The sequence below is a fragment of the Microbulbifer magnicolonia genome (assembly GCF_035117725.1).
Classification (GTDB): Bacteria; Pseudomonadota; Gammaproteobacteria; order Pseudomonadales; family Cellvibrionaceae; genus Microbulbifer; species Microbulbifer magnicolonia.
Map to the genome: position 1 here is coordinate 107,061 of NZ_JAYEFD010000003.1, position 24,168 is coordinate 131,228.

General features: G+C 62.6%; 21 protein-coding genes. 8 read left to right on the plus strand and 13 right to left on the minus strand.

Annotated elements, in window-relative coordinates; genetic code table 11:
* Positions 1-310 precede the first annotated feature (310 nt).
* Positions 311-3,010, plus strand: coding sequence for a TonB-dependent receptor plug domain-containing protein (locus RRF64_RS15365; RefSeq protein WP_323846797.1), 2,700 nt, complete (start codon positions 311-313; stop codon positions 3,008-3,010).
* A gap of 113 nt (positions 3,011-3,123) precedes the next feature.
* Here RRF64_RS15365 and RRF64_RS15370 read toward each other — a convergent pair whose 3' ends face one another.
* Entirely contained in the window at positions 3,124-4,350 is a 1,227-nt protein-coding gene (locus tag RRF64_RS15370) for a tetratricopeptide repeat protein (RefSeq protein WP_323846798.1), read from the minus strand.
* A gap of 265 nt (positions 4,351-4,615) precedes the next feature.
* Between RRF64_RS15370 and RRF64_RS15375 the strand changes: the two genes are divergently transcribed.
* Positions 4,616-6,400, plus strand: coding sequence for a peptide MFS transporter (locus RRF64_RS15375; RefSeq protein WP_323846799.1), 1,785 nt, complete (start codon positions 4,616-4,618; stop codon positions 6,398-6,400).
* A 252-nt stretch (positions 6,401-6,652) separates the two neighbouring features.
* On the opposite strand, the gene RRF64_RS15380 is transcribed toward RRF64_RS15375, so the two are convergent.
* From RRF64_RS15380 to fabV, 8 genes are all read right to left on the minus strand, one after another.
* The gene (locus RRF64_RS15380) at positions 6,653-7,477 is read right to left on the minus strand and encodes a sulfite exporter TauE/SafE family protein (protein WP_323846800.1); all 825 of its coding nucleotides are present in this window, start codon (positions 7,475-7,477) and stop codon (positions 6,653-6,655) included.
* 378 nt (positions 7,478-7,855) lie between these two features.
* Positions 7,856-8,626 carry an MBL fold metallo-hydrolase gene (locus tag RRF64_RS15385; protein WP_323846801.1) on the minus strand — a complete coding sequence of 257 codons (771 nt, stop codon included), beginning with the start codon at positions 8,624-8,626 and terminating at the stop codon, positions 7,856-7,858.
* Between the two features lie 12 nt (positions 8,627-8,638).
* Positions 8,639-9,814, minus strand: a complete 1,176-nt coding sequence (gene bamC / locus RRF64_RS15390) for an outer membrane protein assembly factor BamC (RefSeq protein WP_323846802.1) — start codon at positions 9,812-9,814, stop codon at positions 8,639-8,641.
* A gap of 34 nt (positions 9,815-9,848) precedes the next feature.
* Complete coding sequence (gene dapA / locus RRF64_RS15395) at positions 9,849-10,724, minus strand: 4-hydroxy-tetrahydrodipicolinate synthase (RefSeq protein WP_323846803.1); 876 nt, start codon at positions 10,722-10,724, stop codon at positions 9,849-9,851.
* Between the two features lie 231 nt (positions 10,725-10,955).
* On the minus strand, positions 10,956-11,918 hold the full coding sequence (gene lpxL / locus RRF64_RS15400; protein WP_323846804.1) for an LpxL/LpxP family Kdo(2)-lipid IV(A) lauroyl/palmitoleoyl acyltransferase: 963 nt from the start codon (positions 11,916-11,918) through the stop codon (positions 10,956-10,958).
* Between the two features lie 143 nt (positions 11,919-12,061).
* Entirely contained in the window at positions 12,062-12,295 is a 234-nt protein-coding gene (locus RRF64_RS15405; protein WP_323846805.1) for a DUF2789 domain-containing protein, read from the minus strand.
* 97 nt (positions 12,296-12,392) lie between these two features.
* A complete protein-coding gene (locus RRF64_RS15410) occupies positions 12,393-13,436 on the minus strand; it encodes an NADP(H)-dependent aldo-keto reductase (RefSeq protein ID WP_323846806.1) in 1,044 nt (347 codons plus the stop codon).
* 275 nt (positions 13,437-13,711) lie between these two features.
* Entirely contained in the window at positions 13,712-14,890 is a 1,179-nt protein-coding gene (fabV, locus tag RRF64_RS15415) for an enoyl-ACP reductase FabV (RefSeq protein WP_323846807.1), read from the minus strand.
* 432 nt (positions 14,891-15,322) lie between these two features.
* Between fabV and RRF64_RS15420 the strand changes: the two genes are divergently transcribed.
* Both RRF64_RS15420 and RRF64_RS15425 read left to right on the plus strand, forming a co-directional pair.
* On the plus strand, positions 15,323-15,751 hold the full coding sequence (locus RRF64_RS15420) for an acyl-CoA thioesterase (protein ID WP_323846808.1): 429 nt from the start codon (positions 15,323-15,325) through the stop codon (positions 15,749-15,751).
* A gap of 364 nt (positions 15,752-16,115) precedes the next feature.
* On the plus strand, positions 16,116-16,856 hold the full coding sequence (locus RRF64_RS15425) for a DUF2238 domain-containing protein (RefSeq protein ID WP_323846809.1): 741 nt from the start codon (positions 16,116-16,118) through the stop codon (positions 16,854-16,856).
* On the opposite strand, the gene RRF64_RS15430 is transcribed toward RRF64_RS15425, so the two are convergent.
* Positions 16,853-17,323, minus strand: a complete 471-nt coding sequence (locus RRF64_RS15430) for an Lrp/AsnC family transcriptional regulator (RefSeq protein WP_323846810.1) — start codon at positions 17,321-17,323, stop codon at positions 16,853-16,855. The genes RRF64_RS15425 and RRF64_RS15430 overlap by 4 nt on opposite strands.
* A 193-nt stretch (positions 17,324-17,516) precedes the next feature.
* Between RRF64_RS15430 and RRF64_RS15435 the strand changes: the two genes are divergently transcribed.
* Genes RRF64_RS15435 through RRF64_RS15450 form a run of 4 tightly spaced genes read left to right on the plus strand, consistent with a single transcriptional unit; the run spans position 17,517 to position 20,712 of the window.
* Positions 17,517-19,214 carry an aminotransferase class V-fold PLP-dependent enzyme gene (locus RRF64_RS15435; RefSeq protein ID WP_323846811.1) on the plus strand — a complete coding sequence of 566 codons (1,698 nt, stop codon included), beginning with the start codon at positions 17,517-17,519 and terminating at the stop codon, positions 19,212-19,214.
* Position 19,215: 1 nt separating this feature from the next.
* Positions 19,216-19,980 carry a sulfite exporter TauE/SafE family protein gene (locus RRF64_RS15440; protein ID WP_323846812.1) on the plus strand — a complete coding sequence of 255 codons (765 nt, stop codon included), beginning with the start codon at positions 19,216-19,218 and terminating at the stop codon, positions 19,978-19,980.
* 27 nt (positions 19,981-20,007) lie between these two features.
* On the plus strand, positions 20,008-20,451 hold the full coding sequence (locus RRF64_RS15445) for an MBL fold metallo-hydrolase (RefSeq protein WP_323846813.1): 444 nt from the start codon (positions 20,008-20,010) through the stop codon (positions 20,449-20,451).
* Between the two features lie 30 nt (positions 20,452-20,481).
* On the plus strand, positions 20,482-20,712 hold the full coding sequence (locus RRF64_RS15450) for a hypothetical protein (protein WP_323846814.1): 231 nt from the start codon (positions 20,482-20,484) through the stop codon (positions 20,710-20,712).
* A 13-nt stretch (positions 20,713-20,725) separates the two neighbouring features.
* Here RRF64_RS15450 and RRF64_RS15455 read toward each other — a convergent pair whose 3' ends face one another.
* The 3 genes from RRF64_RS15455 to RRF64_RS15465 form a co-directional block, all read right to left on the minus strand.
* Positions 20,726-21,424, minus strand: a complete 699-nt coding sequence (locus RRF64_RS15455) for a hypothetical protein (RefSeq protein WP_323846815.1) — start codon at positions 21,422-21,424, stop codon at positions 20,726-20,728.
* Positions 21,425-21,577: 153 nt separating this feature from the next.
* Entirely contained in the window at positions 21,578-22,516 is a 939-nt protein-coding gene (locus RRF64_RS15460) for a universal stress protein (RefSeq protein ID WP_323846816.1), read from the minus strand.
* Positions 22,517-22,547: 31 nt separating this feature from the next.
* Positions 22,548-24,050: a SulP family inorganic anion transporter gene (locus RRF64_RS15465; protein WP_323846817.1), complete on the minus strand. Its 1,503-nt coding sequence runs from the start codon at positions 24,048-24,050 to the stop codon at positions 22,548-22,550.
* Positions 24,051-24,168: the final 118 nt, after the last annotated feature.

Sequence of the window (24,168 nt, forward strand, 5' to 3'; positions counted from 1 at the left end):
ACTGGCGATTTTTTAACCACATCGAGAGCGGGACAGGAATCTTTACATTTAATACATATTTCCCCCAACCATTAAATTGACAATAAAAATATCACTTTAATGGGCCATTCAGGCGGATACATATATTCCACCGCGCTCACAAATAAAGCGTAAAGCTCAAAATATAAACAATTTAATAAAAAGCAAAGTGACTTCCTAATGTCACGATAGTTCCATAATGATATTCAATGCATTAAAGTCAGCTCGCGCATTAAATGCTACAAGCGAATAAACGCATTATAAGTACCCTAAGTACATAAAAGGATGCATTATGATCAAGACCAAATTGAGCGTTGCTATCGCAGCTCTGGGCACCATCGCCAGCACCGGCGTTTTCGCTCAGAACGCAGTGCCAGGACCAGAAGTTGAAGAAGTAGTTGTTACCGGTTCGCGTATTGCCCGCGACCCTCTGTCTACCACTGGCCCTATTACCATCGTTGACTCCGAAGCGATTCAGCGCTCCGGTGTTGGCACCATCGACGAGCTGCTGACCCAGCTGCCGTCCATGGGCACCAACGGCATCAATGCCAACGACAACAACGGTGGCCAAGGCCTGGCTTTCGTCGACCTGCGCAACCTGGGTTCCGCGCGTACCCTGGTACTGGTTAACGGACGTCGTTTTGTATCCTCCAGCTCCGGCGTCAGCTCCGCGGTGGATATGAACAATATCCCGGTTGATATGATCGACCGTATCGAAGTACTGACCGACGGCGCTTCCGCGGTATACGGCTCCGACGCCGTTGCCGGTGTTATCAACGTCGTTATGAAGAAATCCGTTGAAGGCGTGCGCGTAAGCGCCCGTGCCGGCTCCACTGAAGATGGCGGCGGCGAGAACGGTGACTTCTCTATTACCTTCGGCGGCGAAGGCGAGCGCGGCAGCTTTATCGGCAACATCAGCCACGCGCAGCGCGACGAAATCACTTACAAAGACCGCGAGTGGGCGGGGCTGACCAGCTCCATGTCCCCGAACGGCAACATCTTTACCGATTACGGCAGCTTTACTGTTGGCGATGACGGTGAAACCCTGACATCCGGCTACACGCCGCACGATATCGGCCAGTACATGTGGCTGTCCGGCGCGATGGAGCGTACCGCCGCTACCCTGAACGGCACCTACTCCATCACCGACGCGGTAGAGCTGTACGGCGAAGCGAGCTTCACCACCAAGACCACCAATCAGCAGCTGGCCGCTCAGCCGATGTACGCGGGCAATGGCCTGGCGCTGACCCCGGCTCACATGTCCGCAGAAGTTCAGGCGCAGCTGCAGGAAGCCTGGCAGGCAGCGGAAGATGCCTATCAGATCGACCTGGCTGCATACCAGGCTGCACACGCGGCTTGGGTAGCCCAGGGCAGCCCGGAAGGTCTGGAGCCGAAAATGCCGGCTGCCTCCCACGGCACCAGCTGGGACAGCGGCGCGTTTGACGTGCGCCTGCGCCCGGTTGACGGCGGCACCCGCGACTACGAGCAGACCACCGACACTTACCGTCTCGTTACCGGTCTGCGCGGCGACCTGGCCAATGGCTGGGGCTGGGATACTTTCCTGAGCTACGGCAAGAACGAAGGCGAGAACAGCACCAGCAACTCCTACAACAAGGCCAGGCTGACTGAAGTTCTGAACGGTACTTCACCGATCGCCAACCCGCAGTTCCTCGGCGGCATCGGCGCGGACGTGATCGATTACATCCGCTACGACGACAAAGAGAACAACGAGTACGAACTGGTTAACCTCGGCGCCAGCCTGACTGGCGACATCGAAGCCATCCAGTTCCAGGGCGGCGCCCTCGGCTTTGCTACCGGCGTTGAGTACCGCGAGGAGTCCGGTGAGTTCAACCCGAGCCCGGAAACCCAGAGCGGCGACACCTTCGGTAACCAGCAAGATGCCACTGCCGGTGAATACTCCGTAACCGAAGTGTTTGCGGAGTTCAATCTGCCGATCCTGGCCGGTGCCAAGTACGCGGAAGAACTGTCCGCCGACTTTGCGGTTCGCTATTCCGACTTCGACACCTTCGGTGGCCAGAGCACCGGTAAGATCGGCCTGGTGTATGCACCGACCGAAGACCTGCGTTTCCGCACCAGCGTGTCCACCGCGTTCCGCGCGCCGGGCATCTACGAGCTGTTCAGCGGTTCCGCGCAGAGCTACGAGTACCTGATCGACCCGTGTGACAACGGCACAACCAACAAGGATGGCGTTGGCTCCAACTGTCAGGCGGCCATCGTGCAGTCCGGCAACCAGGTTCCGACCAACATCGGCGGCAACCCGGATCTGCAGCCGGAAGAAGCCAAGACCTTCACTGCCGGCGTAGTCTGGACTCCGTCCTTCGCCGAAGATCTGTCCATCACCCTCGACTACTTCGATATCGAAGTGGAAGACGCGATCCAGTCCCCGGACCTGCAGCGCATCCTGGATGACTGCTACCGCGCCGGTATCGCCTCTGCCTGTGAGCGCGTAGTGCGCAACAACAACGGCGCTGGCCAGATCATCGCCCTGGAAGGTGCGCTGATGAACATCGGCAGAATCACCACCAAGGGTGTGGATATCGACGTGGTTCAGAACTTCCACTACGACGCCGGCCAGCTGGCCCTGCGCGCTCAGGCGACCCGCCTGCTCGAGTATGAGGAGTTCAACTCCCAGACTGGTCAGACCACTGATCAGCTGGACTACATCGGCACTACCGACACCGCCTACGTGAAGTGGCGCGGTCTGGCGAGCGCCACCTGGTACGGCAACGGCTGGGATCTGGGCGCCGACGTCCAGCACCTGAGCGATGGCCACAGCCCCTACCAGGACGTACCGTCTCACACCTACCTGAACCTGAAGGCGGGCTGGGATGTGAACGACGCTACTCGTCTGAGTGCAGGTATCGACAACGTGACAGATCGCGAACCGGCCACCACTTCCGGTTCCGACTGGAACAGCGCTTACGACTTCCAGGGCCGTTACGCCTGGGCTGGTGTCAGCTACCAGTTTTAAGTAACGACTCCAGTAGTCGCAATAAGAAGGGGCGCCTCGGCGCCCCTTTTTTATGGATGTACTCCAGGCAACTCTGCCTGAGCCCGCGACGAAATATTCAAGCTACCTGTTCATCACCAACCAGGCATATCCGACTGTCCAAAACGCCGTTGTTGCCTGATAACGTTAATTGTCGGAACCGGATTCGAGTCCTCAAGGCTTGTACCCGGCTGCGATCTTTTAAGGTATTCCAGCTTACGCAAATAAGCATTTTTGGTGCCCTGATTTTCCGCCAGGGAAAAGGCCGCCCTGAAGCTCTCGCGGGAATCCTCAACTTCCCCCAGTCGGAAGTTGGTCAGTCCCATTAGAAAGTGAAAGCGGTGGTCGTCCTCATAGCGCCATAGGGCGCGGCGCAGTTGCTTCTTCGCCTGTTGATACTCACCGTGCTCATAGGCACTGCGCGCCTGATAGAAAAGGTAATAGGGGTTGCGCTCACGGTGATAGCGCGCCCTTTGCGCGTAGTGCTCGGCCAGTTCGTCGCGGCCGCTTTGACGGTAGAGGCGCTCAAGGTTGCTGATCGCCACCAGATTGCCGGCGTTTAATTGCAGGGCCTGGCGGTAACTCTGTTCCGCTTCATGTTGATGGCCGAAGCGGCTGTAGAGTGCGCCCAGGTTGGACCAGAGGTCGCTGTCGCCGGGACGTAACGCCAGCGCCTTGCGCAAATGCAGGAACGCCTGTTCGCGCTGATCCTGCTTCATCAGCTCGATGCCGCGATTGCTGTAGTACTGAGCGAAGGCGGCGGTATCAGACAATTTATACTGGTCGTAAATCGGGTCATAGGCGGCGAGATTGAAATCCACCACCCGCCGGCCGCGGGAGCTCTCCGACACCATATTGATGTGGCGGTAGACGACGAAGGTCTGCGCCTCGTCGTGCCCCCACACCGGTGGCACGTCCACCTGATTGAAGTAGGCGTCGGCACCCAGCTGCCGGGCCATGGCGACCATCATCAGGGTAAAGGCCAGGCAGTTGCCGCGTTCCTGCAGGTAGGTCTCGGTGGCGGTCAGGGTGCTGTCCGCATCGTACTCGACGTGAAACTCGCGCCGCTCGAAGGCGCGGATCAGTGCGGCCAGGCGCTGCTGCGGGCGGGCATCCGGCGCCACCGTCGCCAGGTAGGCGCGCATCTCCGGGGTCAGCGCCAGCAGGTCCTCGTCGGGCAGGCTCGCGGTATCCACGGGCTGACCGAGGATGGCCGCACCGCTCAGGGCCGCGCTGGTGTCAATGACGGCATTTTCGCTCGGCGGGGTGCCGGCACAGGCGGCCAGAAGCAGCACCAGGGCCAACAGCATTGGGGTTTTCATCGTTATAGTCCCCTGTTAATTGCTCACCCAATAGCATTTAGCACCAAATCCGGTGCCTGTGAATACCCGGCCGGAAAGTTTCCTGTTTCAGCTGTAACGATTCGCCTGCCTAACACACAGCTGTTACACTTCCGGGGTTTGATTTGGAAGCTCTGGGAACAGTCTGCAAACCACTCGGGTGCGTTAACCAACCCTTTGGAAATCACCACTCGAGACACCGGCTGACCGAGGTTCCCCAATAACTATTACAGACAGAGGAACTTCTATGTCTTCTAATGTCGCGGACGTCACTACGACGGCCACTACTGCCGGCTCGGGCGAATTGCTCGGCCACCCCAAAGGGCTCTACATCTGTTTTGCCACCGAGCTCTGGGAGCGCTTCTCCTTCTACGGCATGAAGTATCTGCTCCTGCTCTACCTCACCAAATACCACCTGTTTACCGACAGCGCCGGCTATGACGTGCTCGGCGCCTATGCGGGCCTGGTTTACGCGCTGCCGCTGATCGGCGGCCTGCTGGCCGACCGCTACCTGGGTATGCGCAAGGCGGTGCTCTTCGGCGGTATCCTGCTGTGTCTGGGTCACCTGCTGATGGCCGTGGAGGGCCATCAGGCCATTTCCTACGCGGCCGGCACTGTGCTCACTGAGGCCATCACCCTGAACGATGGCACCGTGATCGCCGCCGGCACCACGCTCGCCAGCGACGTGGTAATTCAGGATGTGGTCGCGCTGAAGGTGTTCTTTATGGCACTGGCGCTGATTACCGTGGGCGTCGGCTTCCTGAAGCCGAACATCTCCACGATCGTCGGTCAGCTCTACAGCAAGAACGACCCGCGCCGCGATGCCGGATTCACCATCTTCTATATGGGCATCAATATCGGCTCCTTCATCGCGACGCTGCTGTGCGGCTGGCTGGGTGAGACCTACGGCTGGGGCTACGGCTTCGGCCTCGCCGGTATCGGCATGGTTGTCGGCCTGATCACCTTCCTGTGGGGGCAGAAGTACCTCGACGGCTTGGCCGAGCCGAGCCGCCCGGAAGTGCTGAAAGAGAAGGCCGTTGGCCCGATCAACAAGGAGTGGGCAGTGTATCTGGGCGGCATCGCCTCCCTGGCACTGGTCTGGTTCCTGGTGCAGAGCGAGCCGGTCGTGCACCTGGCACAGAACAGCCTGCTGATCGTCGCCATCGTCGGCCTGATCCTCTACTCCATGCTGCACCAGGACAGCAAGGGCAAGGACATGATCGCCATCGGCATGGCCGCCGTGACTGCGGCCGTTGGCCTCGTCTGGGCCTTCACCGATGTCGACGTCTGGCTGGGCGGCATGCTGCTGGGCCTGGTGGCCTTTATCGGCTACGGCTTCACGCGCCACTACAGCGAGGAGTTCTCCCGTACCGTGGTGCTAATGGTGCTGATCACCTCCACCATCGTGTTCTGGGCGCTGTTCGAACAGTCCGCCGGCTCCATGACTCTGTACGCCGACCGCGTACTGGATCGCAGCTTCGGCGACGGCGAGATCCGCGCTTCCATGTTTGGCTCTCTGAACGCCGGCTTCATTATGCTGCTGGCCATTCCGTTCGCGGCCCTGTGGGTATGGCTGGGCAAGCGCGGCTGGGAGCCCAGCACGCCGGTCAAGTTCGGCCTCGGCATCATCCAGGCGGGCCTCGGCTTCGGCGCCCTGGTTCTCGGCGCGGCCTTCCCGACCGAAGCCGGCAAGGTGGCGATGATCTGGCTGGTGCTGGCCTACCTGCTGCACACCACCGGTGAGCTGTGCCTGTCGCCGGTCGGCCTGTCCGCGGTGACCAAGCTGTCCATCGGCAAGGTGGTGAGCGTGAGCATGGGCACCTGGTTCCTGGCCACAGCCTTGTCCGAGACGGTGGCGACACGCATCGGCAAGATGGCGGCGGTACCGCAGGACGGCGCCACCGATATGGCCTCCACCCTGGCCACCTACACCAGTCTCTACGAGTATCTGATGTGGTGGGGCCTTGGCGTCGGCGCGCTGATGATCGTCATCTCACCGCTGCTGAAGAAGGGCATGTGCGGTATCCGCTAATTGCGGATCCGCCCCGAAACGCAAAAGGCCGCTGGAAACAGCGGCCTTTTTTTGATTTTGTTGGAGCCTGCCCTGAGGCGATTGGTGCTGGTAATTCGCATTGGGGTCGCCATCCATGGCGCAACCTATGTATGTTTGCTCCTGCCCCGGCCTCGCCATCCCTGGCGAGTCGCAAAGTGGCGTACAAAGCTGCGCTTTGTCAGCACGCAACTCTGCCCTGCAGGGCAGGCTCCCACGGGCGAGTCCGGATCACTATCCGAGAAGCAATCCCGCATTCAGCCAGATAAAGCGCAGCCCGATCACGCACAGCAGACCGGCGAAGCAGTTTTTCAGCAGCTGCGGTGACAGCCTGTGGGCCAGGTTGGCACCGAAGCGGGCGAAGGGGGTGCTGGCCACCACTATGCCGAAAAAGGCCGGCCAGTAGATATAACCGCTGCTCCAGCGCGGCAGCAGTTCATCGCGCCAGCCCTGCACCGCGAAGCTGATGGCCCCCGCGATCGCGATGGGCAGCCCACAGGCCGCGGAGGTGGCGACGGCGCGCTGCATCTGTACCCGACAGCGGGACAGGAAGGGCACGGTCAGGGAACCGCCGCCAATACCGAATATCGCCGACGCCCAGCCGATAAAGCCGCCGGCACCGGCCAGCAGCGGTGCACCAGGCAGCCTGCTGCCGTCTTCGGGCAGTTGCGCATGGCGCAACCCATCGAGCCACATCTTGGCGGCAATCAACAGCGCGAAGATACCGATCAGCAACTGCAGCCAGGCGCCGGGCAGTAAGTGGGCGGTCACACCGCCGAGCCAGGAGCCGAGCAGGATGCCCGGGGTCATGGACAGGAAGATGGACCAGTCCACCGCGCCCTTTAAATGGTGGGTGCGGATAGAGCTGAGTGAGGTGATGACGATGGTCGCCAGGGAAGTGGCCACTGCCATATGGGTGAGGATTTGCGGCGCTATGCCCATGGCAGTGAAGACCAGCACCAGCGCCGGCACTATGATCAGGCCACCGCCGACACCGAAGAGGCCGGCGATGGTGCCGGCGGCGGCGCCCACCGCCAGGTAGATCAGCAGAGTTTCCATTACCCTCTCCCCGGCCCCCCCCCTCTTCGACAAGTGGTCCAAGCGGTAAATTCAGTAACCGATCTCTTCGCCACAGGCCCCGGTGCGGCGTTGAAAAAGCTTGAATTAGCCCTGCTAGTCCTGCGCTATTTCGCCTTGCCCCGTAGCCTGTGGCTGTGAGCTTTAGTTACTGAATTTACCGCTTGAACCACTAGCGGGAGAGGTTTATATCAATCCCCAAGCCCGCAGGCTTGCGTTATGCAAGGCCCTGCTGCCGGTGGTCATCCGGCAAATATTTACCGATGAGGTTTTTTGCCTGGTGACTACCGGCAGCAGGGCCGATCGAAGCCCTTCACCTGTCGGCCTTCAAGGCTTCACTTAGTTGGTGCCATTCAGCCATCAATCTTTTTCGATCTGCAGCCAGTCGAACCCCTGCTGCTGGCAGGCAAAAATACAGTTGGCGACCCGCTCGGCGGCGTCGGCCAGTGTCGCGCGGGCCAGTTCGATACTGTTGTTCTTTTCGCTGATATGCGCCACCACCAGGTGCTGCAACTGGTCGCAGCCGACCCGCTGCAGGAAGCCCGCCGCCTGCTGGTTGCTCAGGTGACCATATGCGCCGCCGACGCGCCGCTTCAGCGACGGCGGATAGGGGCCCTGAGCCAGCATCTGCGGATCGTGGTTGGCTTCCAGCACCAGCGCGTCGCAGTCGCCGAAGTGCTCTTCGACATGGGGCGTCACTGTGCCGAGATCGGTGAGCAGGCCGAGACTGCTGCCGCGGCTGCGGAACACGAACTGTGCCGCCTCGCGGGCATCGTGGGGTACTGCCACGGGCGTGACCTGGATATCCGCGACCGCGAACGGCTGGTGCCCCTCGATCAGGTGCACCCGGGGCAGTTTGCCGATATCGCGCGCGCGGAGCGTGCCCGGCGTCAGGTAGACCGGCAGTCCGTACTTGCGCGCCAGCGGTGCCACGCCGGACAGGTGGTCGCTGTGCTCGTGGGTTACCAGAATCGCGGACAGCTCGGCAGGCGAAACACCGAGCCGCGCCATGCGCCGCTCGGTTTCCTTGATGGTAAAGCCGCAGTCCACCAGCAGGCAGTGGTCGCCGCTGGCGACCAGGGTGCCGTTGCCTTTGCTGCCGCTTCCCAGGGAGGCGAAGCGAAGGGCCACCGGGCGCCCCCCTTATATCAGGTTCTGGCGGATCGCCTGCAGCAACTGCGAAGCCTTGGTGCGGGACAGGGGCTGGCCGCGGGTATTGCGGATGCGCACTTCGATCACGTCGTTGCCACCGCGCAGCACCACCAGGTAGCCGGGGTACTCTGCCGCCGGCGCACCGCCGAGGCCCTGGATATCGGCAAACAGTGCCGGCTCGGCATCGCTGCTCATATCGATATTGGCCAGTATCTGCTGCAGGCTTACCTCGTCGGCGGCCTTGGCCAGCTTGTCCTCGCCCTTGCCACCCCAGGAGAACCAGCCGCCCTCGTCCTCATCGGCGAGTTCGCGATCCTCGTCATAGGTGACGTAGAGGATACCTGCGTCCGCATCTTCCTTGTGCAAGCGATAGGCGCCGGCGTTGACCGCGTGGGCGACGGTGGCCCAGGCGCGGTCCATCGCCAGTCCCATGGAGATATAGGGTTCGCGCCCTGACGGCTCCTGTAGCTGCACCTTGACCGAAGTACCGCCAATCGCCTGGGCCACCAGGGAAGCGGCGGCACCGGTGGATTCGGCGGCCAGTGAGTTGGACATCTCGTCGATCATCCAGCCCTCGCGCTCGGGGCTGGAGGACTGCGCCGGCCAGTCGACACGGGCGCTCGCCGGAGTTTCCGCGGGCACCGACAGATGGCGCACGTGAATTTCGGTGGTATCCGGTTGCACCCCCGACTCCACCTGCAGGCGGTATTTGTCCTTGGTCCCGGGACTTTCATTGAACGTGAGCCAGGTAGTCTCCATCACACCGGCACTGGCGTCCGAGCTCTCCAGCCGCAGTCCGGAGGTGCGCAGGAAGTAGTGCAGTTGCGGCCACACTTCTGCCGGGGGCTGACTGACCAATACCCAGCGTCGGTTGCCGAGCTTCTGAATCTTGACCCGCTCCAGGCCCACATTGACCGACAGCGCCTGCGGACGCGGCGCTTCAAATTCACCTTCGGTCAACTGGTCGCCGGCAATCTGCGGAACCTCGTACAGTTCCTCCTGATGCTTGGCAGTCACGCCGGCCGGCAATTGCAGCGGCGGCAGGCTGTCCGCGCGCTGGTAGTCGTTGCCGCGGTCGCGGAAATAGCCATCGTCACCGAATATGCCACAACCGGTCAGCGAGATACTGGCGATGCAGAGCGCGGCTCCAGCGGTCAATCTTGTCATTATGTCTTTCCTGGTTAATTCTCGGTTCGCAGGTTCAGAGTACACCTGCGCTGCGCAGTGCTTCGCGCACGGTGGCGTGGTGTTCCGCGGAGAGGCTGGTCAGCGGCAGGCGGATGCCGCTGTCGATGCGCCCCATTTCCCGCAGTGCCCATTTCACCGGTATCGGGTTGGACTCCAAAAACAGCACTTTGTGCAGTATCCGAATGCGCTGGTCGATGGCCCGCGCCGTATCGGCGTCGCCGCTGAGCGCCGCTTCGCACATCTGCGCCACGGCCGCCGGCGCGACATTGGCGGTCACGCTGATATCGCCGTGACCGCCCATCAGCATCAGTTCCATCGCGGTGGCATCGTCGCCGGAATAGACGGCGAAGTCCTGCGGCAGGATATCCAGCAGTACCCGCGCGCGCGCCAGGTCGCCGGTGGCTTCCTTGATGCCGACGATATTGCCGATGGGCGCCAGGCGCCGCACTGTCTCCGGCTGCATGTCCACGGCGGTGCGTCCGGGCACATTGTAGAGAATCTGCGGAATGGAGACGGCCTTGGCGATGGCCTTGTAGTGCTGGAACAGGCCCTCCTGGGTGGGCTTGTTGTAGTAGGGCGTCACCAGCAGGCAGGCATCGGCGCCGCACTTGGCCGCGGCCTCGGTCAGTTCTATGGCTTCGGAGGTGGAGTTGGCCCCAGTGCCGGCGATCACCGGGATGCGCCCGGCCACCTGATCCACCACCCGGCGGATCACGTCTATGTGCTCGCCGACGTCGAGGGTGGCAGATTCACCGGTGGTGCCGACGGCAACCACGGCGCGGGTGCCCTGCTCTATATGCCACTCCACCAAGTTGTGCAGACTGTCCCAGTCCAGGCTGCCGTCTGCATACATTGGGGTAGCCAGTGCCACCATACTGCCGGTAAACATCCTCACTCCTTAACTTTTGCTCTTGGCCCGGAAATTACACCGCCAAAAATGAATCCGGTATGTTACTTAGCACGCTTGGTGGATACCAGCCCAGAATCCGGTGGCAGCCGGCCCCATCCGCGATCACGGCGCTTGTGTCGAGGCAATTCGCAGTCACATTCCAGTGTCCGGCGATTTGGTCGCCTGCAGAGCCTGCCCCGGACTCGATCCGGGGGCAGGCCCCCACATCGATCAGCGAGCCCGTTTGCGCCTCTTTTTCTTCTTGCGCACGCCCTCGTAGACATTCGGCGCCCCCTCCGGGCGGGTCTTGAAGCGGCGGTGCACCCACATGTACTGCGCCGGGTTCTCGCGCATGCGCGCCTCGACAAACTGATTGACCAGCACTGCGTCCTGCAGTTCGTCGCCGGACGGAATTTCCTCGATCGGCGGGTAGACCTGAACCTCGTAACCGGCGTCATCCGCGCGCCGCGTCACCGTGTAAGGCACCACCTGCGCGCGCCCGACGCGGGCGAAGCGCGAAGTGCCGGTCACTGTCGCCGCCGGCTGACCGAACAGCGGCGCGAACACGCCCTGCTTGATACCGTAATCCTGATCCGGCGCATACCAGACGGCGCGGCCGCGCTGCAGCGCGCGCAGCATGCCGCGCACGTCCTTGCGCTGGTAGACCTCGGAATCCTCGCCGTGGCGCTCGCGCCCCTTGCGCTGCATATAGTCGTAGACCGGGTTCTTGTGCGGCCGGTACATGCCGTCGATGCGATGACTCATGGACATAAAGGCGGCGCCTATCTCCAGGGTCGTGAAGTGCATCGCCAGAAGCACCACGCCCTGGCCGCGAGACTGGGGTTCCTGCAGGTGCTCCAGCCCGTCGATGGTGAAACGCTTGCGCAGCCACTCGGAGGAGCGGAACCAGGCCATACCGGTTTCCATCAGCGCTATGCCGTTGGAGTCGAAATTGCGGCGCAGCAGCTCGGCCCGCTCGGCGTCGGACATTTCCGGGAAACACAGCGCCAGGTTGCGCTCGGCGATGGTGCGCCTGGTCGGAGCGACGCGCAGCATCAGCCGGCCGAGCAGGCGCCCCAGGGCCAGCTGCCAGCGATAGGGCAGCTGGGCGATAAGAAACCAGAGGGCGAACAGCAGCCAGGTGTGCCAGTAGCGCGGGTGCAGCAGCGCGGCGCGGAATCGGGGTTTTTCCATCGGGTATTGTTATCTCGCCCGGATTTCAAATCGCCGGGCTGGTTGGTCGAAAGCGGCGCATTATAGCGGAAGAAGGCGGGAACCGGGACGTGAGTGGTCGGCGCGCCGCCGCAGCCATGCGTGGCGCAGCCGAGTCGCGCCGGTCAATGGCGCAGCAGGGTATCCAGCTCGTCCACCGCCTCGCACCAGTCGGAGTCGTCCAGAATCGCCTCCTCCAGGAACTCGCGCTGCCCGTCGGACCAGAAGGGCGCCCTGGACAGCTTCTCTTCCCCCTGCAGGTGGTGGCGGGCGAGAAACTCCTCTATGGCCGCGTCCTCGGAGGGGAGGCCCAGCTGCGCAAAGAGGTCGTTCAGGTTGTGAAATCCGGTGGTTTCCATAGTCGCTCCCCGCAAGTGTGCCCGCCGCTCAGGCCCGCAAGTATAAGTCGATTCAAATAGTATAGTTGCGGGGGGCGACCGCCGGGCCAGGCCGCCCTCAGGGCGCCGGATTGGGGTTCACGGCGTGCACGGACTCGATCGCGGCCAGCTGGTCATCGTCCAGCTGCACGTGAACGCTGTCGATATTGCTTTTCAGCTGCGCCATGGTGGTCGCCCCGATGATGTTTGACGTCACGAACGGCTGCCGGTTGACGAAGGCCAGCGCCATCTGCGCCGGATCGAGGCCGAATTCGTGCGCCAGTGCGACATAGGCCTCGGTCGCCGCCACCGCCCGCGGGCCTGTGTAGCGCTGGAAGCGCTCGAACAGCGTCAGGCGCGCGCCGTCCGGCTTATTGCCGCCGAGGTACTTGCCCGACAGCACGCCGAACCCCAGCGGCGAGTAGGCCAGCAAGCCGCATCTCTCGCGGATGGCCATCTCCGCGCAACCCACCTCAAAACTGCGGTTCAGCAGGCTATAGGGATTCTGGATCGAGGCTATACGGGGTTTGTTACCGTGCGCGGCCAGGCGCAGGTATCGGTGCATGCCCCAGGGGGTCTCGTTGGAGACGCCGATATGGCGCACCTTGCCGGCCTTCACCAGCTCCGCCAGCGCGTCCAGGGTTTCGGCGATGGCGATACCGTCGTCTTCGCCGTGCTCGTAACCGAGGCGGCCGAAGAAGTTGGCCTGGCGCTCGGGCCAGTGCACCTGATAGAGGTCGATGTAGTCGGTGCGCAGGCGCTGCAGTGAAGCGTCGCAGGCAGCCAGGATCTGTTCGCGGGAGAGCCGCGGGCCGCCGCGGATATGGGCCACGCCGGAATTGGCGTCGCCGCGCCCGGTGACCTTGGTGGCCAGCACGAACTTGTCGCGGTTGCCGCGCGCCGCCTGCCAGTTGCCGATGTACTCCTCGGTGCGTCCCTGGGTCTCGGGCCGCGGCGGTACCGGGTACATCTCGGCGCAGTCGATAAAGTTCACGCCCTGATCGAGTGCATAGTCCAGCTGCTCGAAGGCCTCGGCCTCGGTGTTCTGCTCGCCGTAGGTCATGGTGCCGAGACAGATCAGGCTGACGCTGAGATCGGTGGTGCCGAGCTGGCGGTATTCCATGGAGAGACTCCTGCGGATCAAAGGGCACGATTATGCAGGCTTGGGGAGAGGAGTTGTAGGAGCGGCCCCTGGGAACGCCGAGCTCCAGCTCGGCATCGCGGCCGTGGGCCGCGATCGATCAAACCGGCTCCGGTGAAGTTGGCCCGTAAGAAGATCTCGGGGCGGCCCTGCTACCGGTGGTCGTTCGCTCAACAGCCTCATCGGCAAATGTTTCACGAACAACCCCCGGCATCAGAGCCTTCGCTTCAAGTATCTGCGTTCTTGTCGAACCTAGATTACTTGAAGTCAGCTTCGACCAGCGGGCTGATGTCGGCATCGTAATCGATACCGTCAACACCAAACCCGAACAGCTTCAGGAAGTCCTCCTGATAGCCCTTGTAGTCGGTCAGCTGGAACAGGTTTTCCTCGGTCACTTCCGGCCACAGCTTCTCGATCTTGGCCTGGGTCTCCGGGCGCAGTTCCTTGTCGTCCATGCGGAAGCGGTTGGTGTCGTCCAGGCGCGGGGTATCGGTGTAGAGGCCCTCGGTATAGAGGCGGTACAGCTGCTCGATACAGCCCTCGTGGGTGCCCTCTTCCTTCATCACCTTGTAGACGAGGGAGATGTACAGCGGCATCACCGGTATCGCGGAGCTGGACTGGGTCACCAGCGCCTTCAGTACCGCCACATTGGCATCGGCCTTGCCGCTGTCACTGATCGCCTTGGCGGCGCGGTCCAGGTCTTCCTTCGCCTTGCCGATGGTGGCGTGGCCGTAGATCGGCCAGGTCAGCTTCTCACCGATATAGGTGTAGGCAACGGTCTTGCAGTCGTCGGCCAGCACACCGGCTTCGCCCAGGGCGTCCAGCCACAGTTCCCAGTCCTCGCCGCCCATGACTTTCACGGTCGCTGCGATTTCTTCCTCGTTCGCCGGCTCTACGGAAATGTCGGAGATCTCCAGCTTGTCGGTGTTGAGGTTCTTGGCGGTGTAGGACTTGCCGATCGGCTTCAGCACGGAACTGTACAGCTCGCCGGTTTTCGGGTCGGTGCGGCGCGGTGAGGCCAGGCTATACACCACCAGGTCCACCTTGCCCATATCCGCCTTGATCATCTCGATGGCCTTGGCCTTGATCTCGTCGGAGAAAGCATCACCATTGATGCTCTTGGCGTAGAGGCCAGCCTTGTGCGCCTCTTCCTCAAACGCCACCGAGTTGTAGTAACCGGCGGAAGCGGTGCGCTTGTCGGTCGGCGGCTTTTCGAAGAAGACGCCGAGGGTATTGGCGCCGCAGCCGAAGGCGGCGGTGATGCGTGAAGCCAGGCCGTAACCGGTGGAGGCGCCCACGACCAGTACGTTCTTCGGGCCATTTTCGATGGCCGGCTGGGATTTGATGTATTCAATCTGCTCGCGCACATTGGCGGCACAGCCCTGCGGGTGGGCGTTGGTGCAGATAAAACCGCGTACTTTCGGCTGGATAATCATGCCTTTCAGTCTCCCCCTCTACTCTGGGAATCGTGGTTGTTCGGTCACAAATTCGTCGGGAACGAATCTGGACGCCGACGGCGCTCGCAAAGCGGGCGAGCGCATCGACGCGCGAGTCACTTTGGTGAGGCATTCTAATGGCTGTTGCGCCCGAGTCCCATAGCGGCCGTCACAAGGCGATGAATAAGGTGTCCAGAATGTCCCCGGACCCGGCCAAAGCGGCCAAGCCCCGGACCTTGCCCCTGAGGGGGCCAGCCCCGCTGGCGATACATAAGCGCCAAATCACTCCGCCGCAATCACTTCCACAGAATTGAGTCCCGGCTGACCTCTCTCTGTCACTCTCTGTTGGCACACTGTATGCACTTCCAACTGTGGGAGCCTGCCCTGCAGGCGATTGCCCTCAACCAAGCTACATTCCGCAGAGAGGCCAGAATGAAATACTACTCGCGTCATTTCGTAAAACCCGGCGATCTCAACCCGGCACAACGGCTGTTCGGCGGTCAACTCCTGGCGTGGATAGACGAGGAGGCGGCCATCTTCGCCGGTTGCCAGATGGGCACCCCCATGGTGGTCACCAAACTGATGTCGGAAATCGATTTCGTCAGTTCGGCCTTCTGCGGCGACGTGGTGGAATTCGGTTTCGAGGTGGTGGCTATAGGCCATACCTCGCTGACCGTGCACTGCGAGGTGCGCAACAAGCAGACCCGGGAGCTGATCATTCAGGTGGAGCGTATCGTGTTTGTCGCCCTGGATGCGGAGGGCAAACCGACGCCGCACAGAAAGGCGGGCATGTCGCTGGAGGAGGCGCGGCTGGCGACGGAACATGAGCGGGCACTACGGGAGCAGCGGCTGGCGAGTTGATTGCTCTCGGGCTCCGCGTGGAGCCCGCTCCCTTCGACGGCGGTACAAGCGCGCTTTCCCGTGTATCGCGTTTGCCGCCGTCGGCCAGTGTTCGAATCTGGGCCCTACTCACGCACGAGCGCGGCAACTGTCAGGCCCCGGCCGAGAAAGATCCCTACATCCACCCCATCCGCCAACTGATCCGCCGCGCGCCGGAAGAATAGCTGCCGGACCGGTCCCTCGATGTCGGGGCTGCCGCTACCGAAACCCCGCCCCACCGCGCCGCGGTGCTTTGAGAAATCCCGCAAAAGCCTTACATTGCGGGTCCGGCAATTGATCGGCCTGCCGGCAGGCGGGCCATAACAACCCAACGCAAGCAGACGCTATGAATTTCCTGCGCCGCCGCGCCTTCCAGATCGGATTCCTGACCGTCTTCGCCCTCACCTGGGGCTGGGCCGCGTGGCAGCCGCTGCACCCGGACGACTGGCTGCTGGAAAATTACCTGGTTTTTATCGCGGTACCGCTAGTCCTGCTCACCGGCCGCGCCTTCCGCCTGTCGAATATATCCTATGCCCTGATCACGCTGTTTATGTGCCTGCACGTAATCGGCTCCCACTACACCTATGCGGAGGTGCCTTTCGGCGCGACGCTGCAGCAGTGGGTCGGCGCGGAACGCAATATGTACGACCGCCTGGTACATTTCTGCTTCGGCCTGCTGCTCGCCTATCCCGTGCGCGAGGTGCTGATACGCCTGGCGGGCCTGCGCGGCTTCTGGGGCTATTTCTTTCCCGTCGATGTCACCTTCGCGCTGTCCTCCGTCTACGAGATCATCGAATGGCAGGCGGCGGACCGGGTATCCCCGGAACTCGGTCTTGCCTTTCTCGGCAGCCAGGGGGACATTTGGGATGCGCAGAAAGATATGCTGCTGGCCGGTGTCGGCGCCATTATCGCGATGGTTGTCGTATTGCTGGTCAATCTGTGGCTGAACTCGAGGGCCTGGCAGGAGATCCGCAACAGCCTGCGCGTGCCCGGCAACGACCGCGTCCTGGGCGAGGTACGGCTCAGGGAGTGGTTGCGCCGGGGCGCGGGAAGGCGAGCGCGCCGCACGGCCGACGCCGAGCATTAACCGGTAAGGTAATTGAGCGGCAGCTGCGTGGTCTGCTTCATGGTCTCCATCACGAAGCTGGAGCTCACGTCGAACAGGTCCGCCTTGATCAGCTCCTTGTACAGGCGGTCGTAGCCGGGCATGTCGGTCACCACCGCCTTGATCAGGTAATCCAGGTCGCCGCTCATGCGGTGCACTTCCAGGATCTCGGCGATGCCCTGCACCACCCGGCTGAACTGGGCCGCCCACTGGTCGTTGTGCTGGTTGGTGCGGATCGCGATATAGACCGTCAGCGGCAGGTTGACCTTGTCCTGGTTCAGCAGCGTGACCCGCTCGCGGATCACGCCCTCCTCCTCGAACTTGTGGATGCGCCGCCAGCAGGCCGACTTGGAGATGCCCACCCGCTCGGCGATATCGCCCACCGACAGGGTCGCATCCCGCTGTAACAGTTCCAGAATCTGCCGGTCCTGCCGGCTGATCTTGGTCACCGCCGTTGCGCCCACCGCGCGGCAATGTTGGATGACGTTCCCATTAACACACCCCCAGTGAATAATTGTTCCGAATTATAGCGCTATTTGAAATATTGGATCGAAAACAAAGAAAAAACCGGCCCAGGCAGAGACATTGTTTCACCCCTAACCCTCTAAAGTATGCGCCTCAAAACGCGTCGGGAAGCAGGGTATGAACGCACTGATAAAAAGCATCCGCGAATCCGTCATCGGCGATATGCAGCCGATCGAAACCCCCTTTGGCCGCAAGCTGCTGGTGTACGCCGACTACACCGCCTCCGGCCGCGCGCTGGGCTTTATCGAGGACCTGATTCGCGAGCAGGTGCTGCCCTACTACGCCAACACCCACACCGAGACCTCCTACACCGGCGCCCAGACCACCGCCCTGCGCGAACAGGCGCGCGACGAGATACGCCGCGCGGTCAACGCGGGCCCGGACGACAGGGTCATCTTCTGCGGTGCGGGTGCCACCGCCGCCGTGCACAAGCTGATCGATATCCTCAACCTGCGCCTGCCGGCGGACCTGAACCAGCGCTATCGGCTGCTGGAGCAGATCCCGCCGCACGAGCGGCCGGTGGTGTTTATCGGCCCCTACGAGCACCACTCCAACGAACTGCCCTGGCGGGAGAGCATCGCCGAACTGGTGTGCATTCCCCTCGACGAAGACGGCATGCTGGATATGCGCGCGCTGGAAACCCAGCTGCGCGCCCATGCCGAGCGCCCGCTGAAGATCGGCAGTTTCTCCGCCGCGTCGAATGTCACCGGCATCAAGACGGACGTGGATGCGGTGGCGCGACTGCTGCACCGGCACGGCGCGCTGTCTTTCTGGGACTACGCGGCGGCGGCACCCTATGTGGCCATCGACATGACCGGCGAGCAAACCGCGGACGGCGACAGTCGCAAGGATGCGGTGTTTATCTCCCCGCACAAGTTTATCGGCGGCCCGGGCACGCCCGGCATTCTCGTGGTCAAGCAGCAGCTGCTGAACAACACGGTGCCGGCGGTACCCGGCGGCGGCACCGTGCTCTATGTGACGCCGGAGGACCACCGCTATCTGACCAACGCCGAGCGCAGCGAGGAGGGCGGCACGCCCGCGATCGTCGAATCCATTCGCGCCGGGCTGGTGTTCAAGCTGCAGCAGCAGGTGGGCACCGAGGAGATAGAAAGGCGCGAGGCGGATTTCGTGCGCCGCGCCCTGGCGCGCTGGTCCGAGTGCAAAAACATCGAGATCCTCGGTCCGTCTATAAACAACAAGAATGCGCCGCGCCTGTCCATTACCTCACTGCGTTTCAAGTGGCGCGGCGACGACCTGCACTACGGTTTCGTCGTGGCGCTGCTGAACGACCTGTTCGGCATCCAGGCCCGCGGCGGCTGCTCCTGTGCCGGCCCCTACGGCCACGCACTGCTGGGCATGGATATGGATTACAGCAGGGCGCTGGAGGCGCAGCTGCTCGAAGGTTTTATGGTATTGCGGCCGGGCTGGGTGCGGCTCAACTTCAATTACTTCATCGACGAGGAAACCTTCGAATACCTGGTGCGCGCGGTGGAACTGGTCGCCGAACACGGCTGGCGACTGCTGCCCTTCTATCGCTTCGATGAAGCCCACGGCGTCTGGCGCTACCAGGACATCAAGACAAGGCCCGCGGCCAATCTCGCCAACCTGGATTTCAGCCAGCTCGGCACTGTTCGCACCGCGGCAGAACAGGCACAGGCAAGCATGTCCCTGGGCGAATATCTCGCGCACGCGGAACGGGAGCTCTGCCGCGAGCGGCGCGGTGCCGTCCGCTACAGCCTGGAACTGCCGGCGCAGGCGGAGCAGCTGCGCTGGTTCGTCGCGCCACAAGAGGTCACGCTGGCGCAGGGGCTGTAACGTGATCGCCGAAACCATCGGCGTGGGCCTGGTGGTAGGAATGGTGCTGGGCCTGACCGGGGCCGGCGGTTCCATCTTCGCCGTGCCGCTCTATATCGTGCTGCTCGGCCTGCCGATCAATGACGCCATGGGCATGTCCCTGGGTGCCGTCAGCGCCGCGGCGCTCACCGGCGTGCTGCTGCGCAACCGCAGCCGGGATCTGGCCTGGCGGCCGGGGCTGCTGCTGGCGGTATCCGGCATGCCGGCCGCGCCGGTGGGGCGCTGGTTGGGCGCGCAGATCGATGCCAAGTTGCTGCTGAGCGGCTTTGCCCTGCTGGCGATATCGCTCGCGGTGCGCATGTGGCAGCAGGCCGGCCGCCACCGATATGCACCCGTTGCCAACGCGCTTCCCGCGAACGGCTCGAGCAGCGGAGCGCTGCTGCTGGCCGGCGCCGCGGCGGGGCTGCTGTCCGGACTCTTCGGCGTGGGCGGCGGTTTCCTGATAGTGCCGCTGCTGACATTGCACCTGGGCATGGAGGCCAGATCAGCCGTCGGCACCTCGCTGGTCGTTATCGCACTGGTCAGCGCCGCCGGCTTCGCCTTCCACCTGCTGGCCGTCGCCGACGTACCGCTACAGACCCTCGGCTACAGCAGCCTGGGTGCAGTGACCGGCATCGTCGCCGGCACCCTGCTCGCCCGCGGCATCAGCGGCCCGAGACTGCAGAAACTCTTCGCCATCAGTGTCGTCGGCATGATGGCCGCCACCCTGGCGAAAACCCAAATCTGATAGATAACAAAAAGAACGGGAAAACCCATGCTGTTTCGACAACTGTTCGATGACGACTCCTGCACCTTCACCTACCTGCTTGCCGACGGCCTGGGCGGTCAGGCACTGCTGATAGACCCGGTGCTGGAAAAGCTGGAAATCTACCGGCAGCTGATCGCGGAACTCGAACTCGAGTTGATATACGCCATCGACACCCACGTCCACGCGGACCACATCTCCGCGCTGGGCCGGTTGCGCGCAATCTACGGCTGCGAGACGGTGCACGGCGAGCGCTCGCAGGCGCGCGGCCTCACCCGCAAAGTGACCGATGGCGAGTGGCTCTGCCTGCAGCAGGTCAGGCTGCAGGCCCTGTACACCCCGGGCCACACGGACGACTCCTACTGCTTCCGGCTGCCGGCGAAGCCCGCCGACTGGCTGTTTACCGGCGATACCCTGCTGATCCGCGGCACCGGCCGCACCGATTTCCAGTAGGGCGACGCCGGCGAGCAGTATCGCAGCCTGGTGGACCGGATCCTGTGTTTCAAAGACGACACTGTCGTCTACCCGGGGCACGACTACCGCGGCATGACTTCGAGCACCATCGGCGAGGAGCGGCGCCACAACCCGCGGCTGCAGGTCCGCGACCAGCGCGAATACGCGCAGCTGATGGCACAGCTGCAACTGGACAGGCCCAAGCGCATGGATGTCGCCCTGCCCGCCAACCTGAATGGCGGATTGCTGCGGGAAGCCTGAGGAGAAAGCGGCGCTAATTGCTGGCGGCGGACGGCGCCCGATCCTCGACCGCCTCGGGCCAATAGAGGGTGCCGAACAGCCAGTCGCCAATGGGATAGGTGATGTTGAAATTGTAGTGCTGCATCAGGCGCGGGTCGTGATGCTGGGTGTGCAGCCGGCGCAGCGCCGCCATGCCCGGCAGCCGGCCAATCCATGACTCCGCGCGCATGTGGTAGCTGAAGTGCAGCAGCTCGTAATTCAGGAAATAGCCGAACACGGTGGCCACATACAGCCAGGCCACGTTGGCGCCGAGCAGCCAGTGCACCAGCAGCGCCGACGGCACTACCGTGACCAGCAGAAAGAACACCACCAGCACCGGCGGGAAGAGCACCGCGTGAAAGTCGCGGCTGCCGCCGTAGGCCATCGCATCCTGGCGAAAGAAACGGTGGTGACGCAGGGTGTGGCGCTGATAGACCCCGCCCAATAACCTGCGCCGATGGTGCATCGGGCCCCGGTGGCCCCAGTACTCCATCAGGTTCGTATAGATAAAGGCGAGCGGTACCGTCAGCCACTGGTACCAGGTGGGATCTTTGAGCAGGAACAGGCTGTAGGTAATCACCGCCACGCTGGCGCTGACGGTAAACGCCAGATGCAGCCAGCCGTTGTAACCGGCCCCGATAAATTCCGCGCGGTAGCGCCGGCGGTATTCTTCCAGTTTTTTATTGTTTTCCATCGGCCACTCTCACGGTGATCAAGGTGCCACCCCTACAATATTCTTTCGTCATTCCGGCGCAGGCCGGAACCCAGGTGCCACGGAACTGGATACCGGCCTGCGCCGGTATGACGAGCCAGGCAATGCTTGGTCTGCAGATGGATATCTACAGAATTATCGCAGCAGCAACAGCGGCTGCCGCGTGCTCAACAACATCTTGGCGGTAATACTGCCCATCAGCAGATCGCGCAGGCGGTTGTGGCTGAAAGCACCCATTACCGTCAGGTCAATCCGGTGCTGTGCCTGGTAGGCGGTGAGCGCCTCCACCGTCTTGCCCTCGAGCCGGCTCGCGGTGACTGCCAGTCCGGCGCCGTCCAGCACCGCGCTGGCCTCGGCCAGCAATCGCTCGGCAGTCGCGGCTGGGCCGACATAGACCAGGTGGCAGGAGAGGTCGCGGAACAGCGGACTCCCGGCCACCAGCGCCAGCGCCTTGCGCGCCGCTTCGCTGCCGTCGTAGGCGAGCATGATCCGGCGCGGCGGCTCGAACTCCCGGTTAACGACAAGAATGGGTTTGTGCAGTGAGCGCACCACTGTTTCCAGGTGCGCGCCCAGGCCCTGCTCGGAGCCGCCGTGCTCCTCGCCGCGAATGCCGAGTACCAGCACGCGAATATGGTCTTCCAGTTCGATCACGGACTCGCTCAGGCTGTCGTGGCGCTGACAGGTGATCACCTGCTGCACGCCCGCATGCTCGGCGCGCTCTCGCGCCGCCTGCAGCATCAGTTTGCCCTGCTGTACCATCAGGCGGGAGCGCTGCTGCTCCAGCGCGGTCAGCTCCTCCAGCAGTTCCTCCTGGCTGCCCAGACCGATGCTGCCGGTGAGATCCGCCACTGCAGGCACATTGCCGCGCTCGATATTGTGCAGCAACTTCAGCGGCGCGGAGAGTCTGGCCGCGATCCAGGCGGCGTAGTCGCACACCGCGCTGGTGAAGTGGGAGCCGTCGATACAGGACAGCACCATGGCCTCATGCAGGGTCTCGTTGGGCCGCCGGCTGCTGCCGTTGACTTCCTTATTGTTCCCGCTGTTATTGTTATTGGCGCTGTTGTTGACGGTCATTAATGTCCTCCATGGGGGCTGAGCGCAACGTTCAGCCCCCAAGTACCCTTTCAATTTCCTCGGGCTTATCGTGCACACCAAAGCGGTCGACGATGGTCTCGCTGGCCGCGTTCAATCCGACAAGCTCCACCTGCGCGCCCTCGCGGCGGAACTTGATCACCGCCTTGTCCAGCGCGTGCACCGCCGAGACATCCCAGAAGTGGGCGCGGCTCAGGTCGATCACCACTTTATCCACCACTTCCTTGAAATCAAAGGCGGCGACAAACTTGTCGGCGGAGTTGAAGAACACCTGCCCGATCACCCGGTAGGTGCGGCAGTTCGCGGTCTCATCCAGTTCGCTGGCCACATACATAAAGTGGCTCACCTTGTTGGCGAAGAACAGCGACGCCAGCAGCACACCGACAAATACACCATAGGCCAGGTTGTGGGTCCACACTACCACAATCACCGTGGCCAGCATCACCAGGTTGGTGGACAGCGGGAGGCGCTTCAGGTTGCGGATGGAGTCCCAGTTAAAGGTGCCGATGGACACCATGATCATCACCGCCACCAGCGCCGCCATCGGGATCACCGCCACCCAGTCGCTCAGGAACACCACCAGCGTCAGCAGGCCGACACCGGCGACCAGCGTGGACAGACGCCCGCGGCCGCCGGATTTCACATTGATCACCGACTGGCCGATCATGGCGCAACCGGCCATGCCGCCCAACAGCCCCGTGGCGATATTGGCCACCCCCTGCCCCTTGCACTCGCGGTTCTTGTCGCTCGGCGTATCGGTGAGGTCGTCGACGATGGTCGCCGTCATCAGGGATTCCAGCAGGCCCACCACCGCGAGGCCCGCCGAGTAGGGGAAGATGATCTGCAGTGTTTCGAAGTTGAGCGGCACATCCGGCCACAGGAACAGCGGCAGGGTGTCCGGCAGTTCGCCCATATCGCCCACGGTGCGGATATCCAGCCCCAGTGTGACTGCCACCGCCGTCAGCAGCAGTATGCACACCAGCGGCGACGGCACTGTGCGGCCGATTACCGGGATATACGGGAACAGGTAGATGATCCCCAGACCCGCGGCCGTCATCGCGTATACCTGCCAGTTGCCGCCGGTCAGTTCGGGTATCTGCGCCATAAAGATCAGAATCGCCAGCGCATTGACGAAGCCGGTCACCACCGCGCGCGAGACAAAACTCATCAGGCTGCCCAGCTTCAGGTAGCCCGCGACAATCTGCAGCACGCCGGTAAGCAGGGTCGCTGCCAGCAGGTACTGCAGGCCGTGCTCCTTCACCAGCGTCACCATCAGCAGCGCCATGGCGCCGGTTGCCGCGGAAATCATCCCCGGGCGCCCGCCGACGAAGGCGATCACCACCGCGATACAGAAAGAGGCATAGAGGCCGACCCGCGGGTCCACGCCGGCGATGATGGAGAAGGCGATGGCTTCTGGAATGAGCGCCAGGGCCACCACCAGGCCGGCGAGCACGTCGCGGCGGATATTGCCGAACCAGTCGGCCTTGGTTGAAGAGAATAATGCGGGGAGCGACATAAGAAACAGTTACGGAATTGGTCAAAAAAAGGCCGCGCACTCTATCACAAAAGGACTCTGGCCCGCATTTCCCACCAACGTCCGTAGCGAGGAGGCCACAGGGTTCGTCATGGCAGTC

Excerpts from the sequence above, each read along its gene's own strand:
- RRF64_RS15365 (WP_323846797.1), top strand. The coding sequence starts at position 311 with ATGATCAAGACCAAATTGAGCGTTGCTATCGCAGCTCTGGGCACCATC.
- RRF64_RS15370 (WP_323846798.1), bottom strand. The coding sequence starts at position 4,350 with ATGAAAACCCCAATGCTGTTGGCCCTGGTGCTGCTTCTGGCCGCCTGT.
- RRF64_RS15375 (WP_323846799.1), top strand. The coding sequence starts at position 4,616 with ATGTCTTCTAATGTCGCGGACGTCACTACGACGGCCACTACTGCCGGC.
- RRF64_RS15380 (WP_323846800.1), bottom strand. The coding sequence starts at position 7,477 with ATGGAAACTCTGCTGATCTACCTGGCGGTGGGCGCCGCCGCCGGCACC.
- bamC (WP_323846802.1), bottom strand. The coding sequence starts at position 9,814 with ATGACAAGATTGACCGCTGGAGCCGCGCTCTGCATCGCCAGTATCTCG.
- dapA (WP_323846803.1), bottom strand. The coding sequence starts at position 10,724 with ATGTTTACCGGCAGTATGGTGGCACTGGCTACCCCAATGTATGCAGAC.
- lpxL (WP_323846804.1), bottom strand. The coding sequence starts at position 11,918 with ATGGAAAAACCCCGATTCCGCGCCGCGCTGCTGCACCCGCGCTACTGG.
- RRF64_RS15405 (WP_323846805.1), bottom strand. The coding sequence starts at position 12,295 with ATGGAAACCACCGGATTTCACAACCTGAACGACCTCTTTGCGCAGCTG.
- RRF64_RS15410 (WP_323846806.1), bottom strand. The coding sequence starts at position 13,436 with ATGGAATACCGCCAGCTCGGCACCACCGATCTCAGCGTCAGCCTGATC.
- fabV (WP_323846807.1), bottom strand. The coding sequence starts at position 14,890 with ATGATTATCCAGCCGAAAGTACGCGGTTTTATCTGCACCAACGCCCAC.
- RRF64_RS15420 (WP_323846808.1), top strand. The coding sequence starts at position 15,323 with ATGAAATACTACTCGCGTCATTTCGTAAAACCCGGCGATCTCAACCCG.
- RRF64_RS15425 (WP_323846809.1), top strand. The coding sequence starts at position 16,116 with ATGAATTTCCTGCGCCGCCGCGCCTTCCAGATCGGATTCCTGACCGTC.
- RRF64_RS15435 (WP_323846811.1), top strand. The coding sequence starts at position 17,517 with ATGAACGCACTGATAAAAAGCATCCGCGAATCCGTCATCGGCGATATG.
- RRF64_RS15445 (WP_323846813.1), top strand. The coding sequence starts at position 20,008 with ATGCTGTTTCGACAACTGTTCGATGACGACTCCTGCACCTTCACCTAC.
- RRF64_RS15455 (WP_323846815.1), bottom strand. The coding sequence starts at position 21,424 with ATGGAAAACAATAAAAAACTGGAAGAATACCGCCGGCGCTACCGCGCG.
- RRF64_RS15460 (WP_323846816.1), bottom strand. The coding sequence starts at position 22,516 with ATGACCGTCAACAACAGCGCCAATAACAATAACAGCGGGAACAATAAG.
- RRF64_RS15465 (WP_323846817.1), bottom strand. The coding sequence starts at position 24,050 with ATGTCGCTCCCCGCATTATTCTCTTCAACCAAGGCCGACTGGTTCGGC.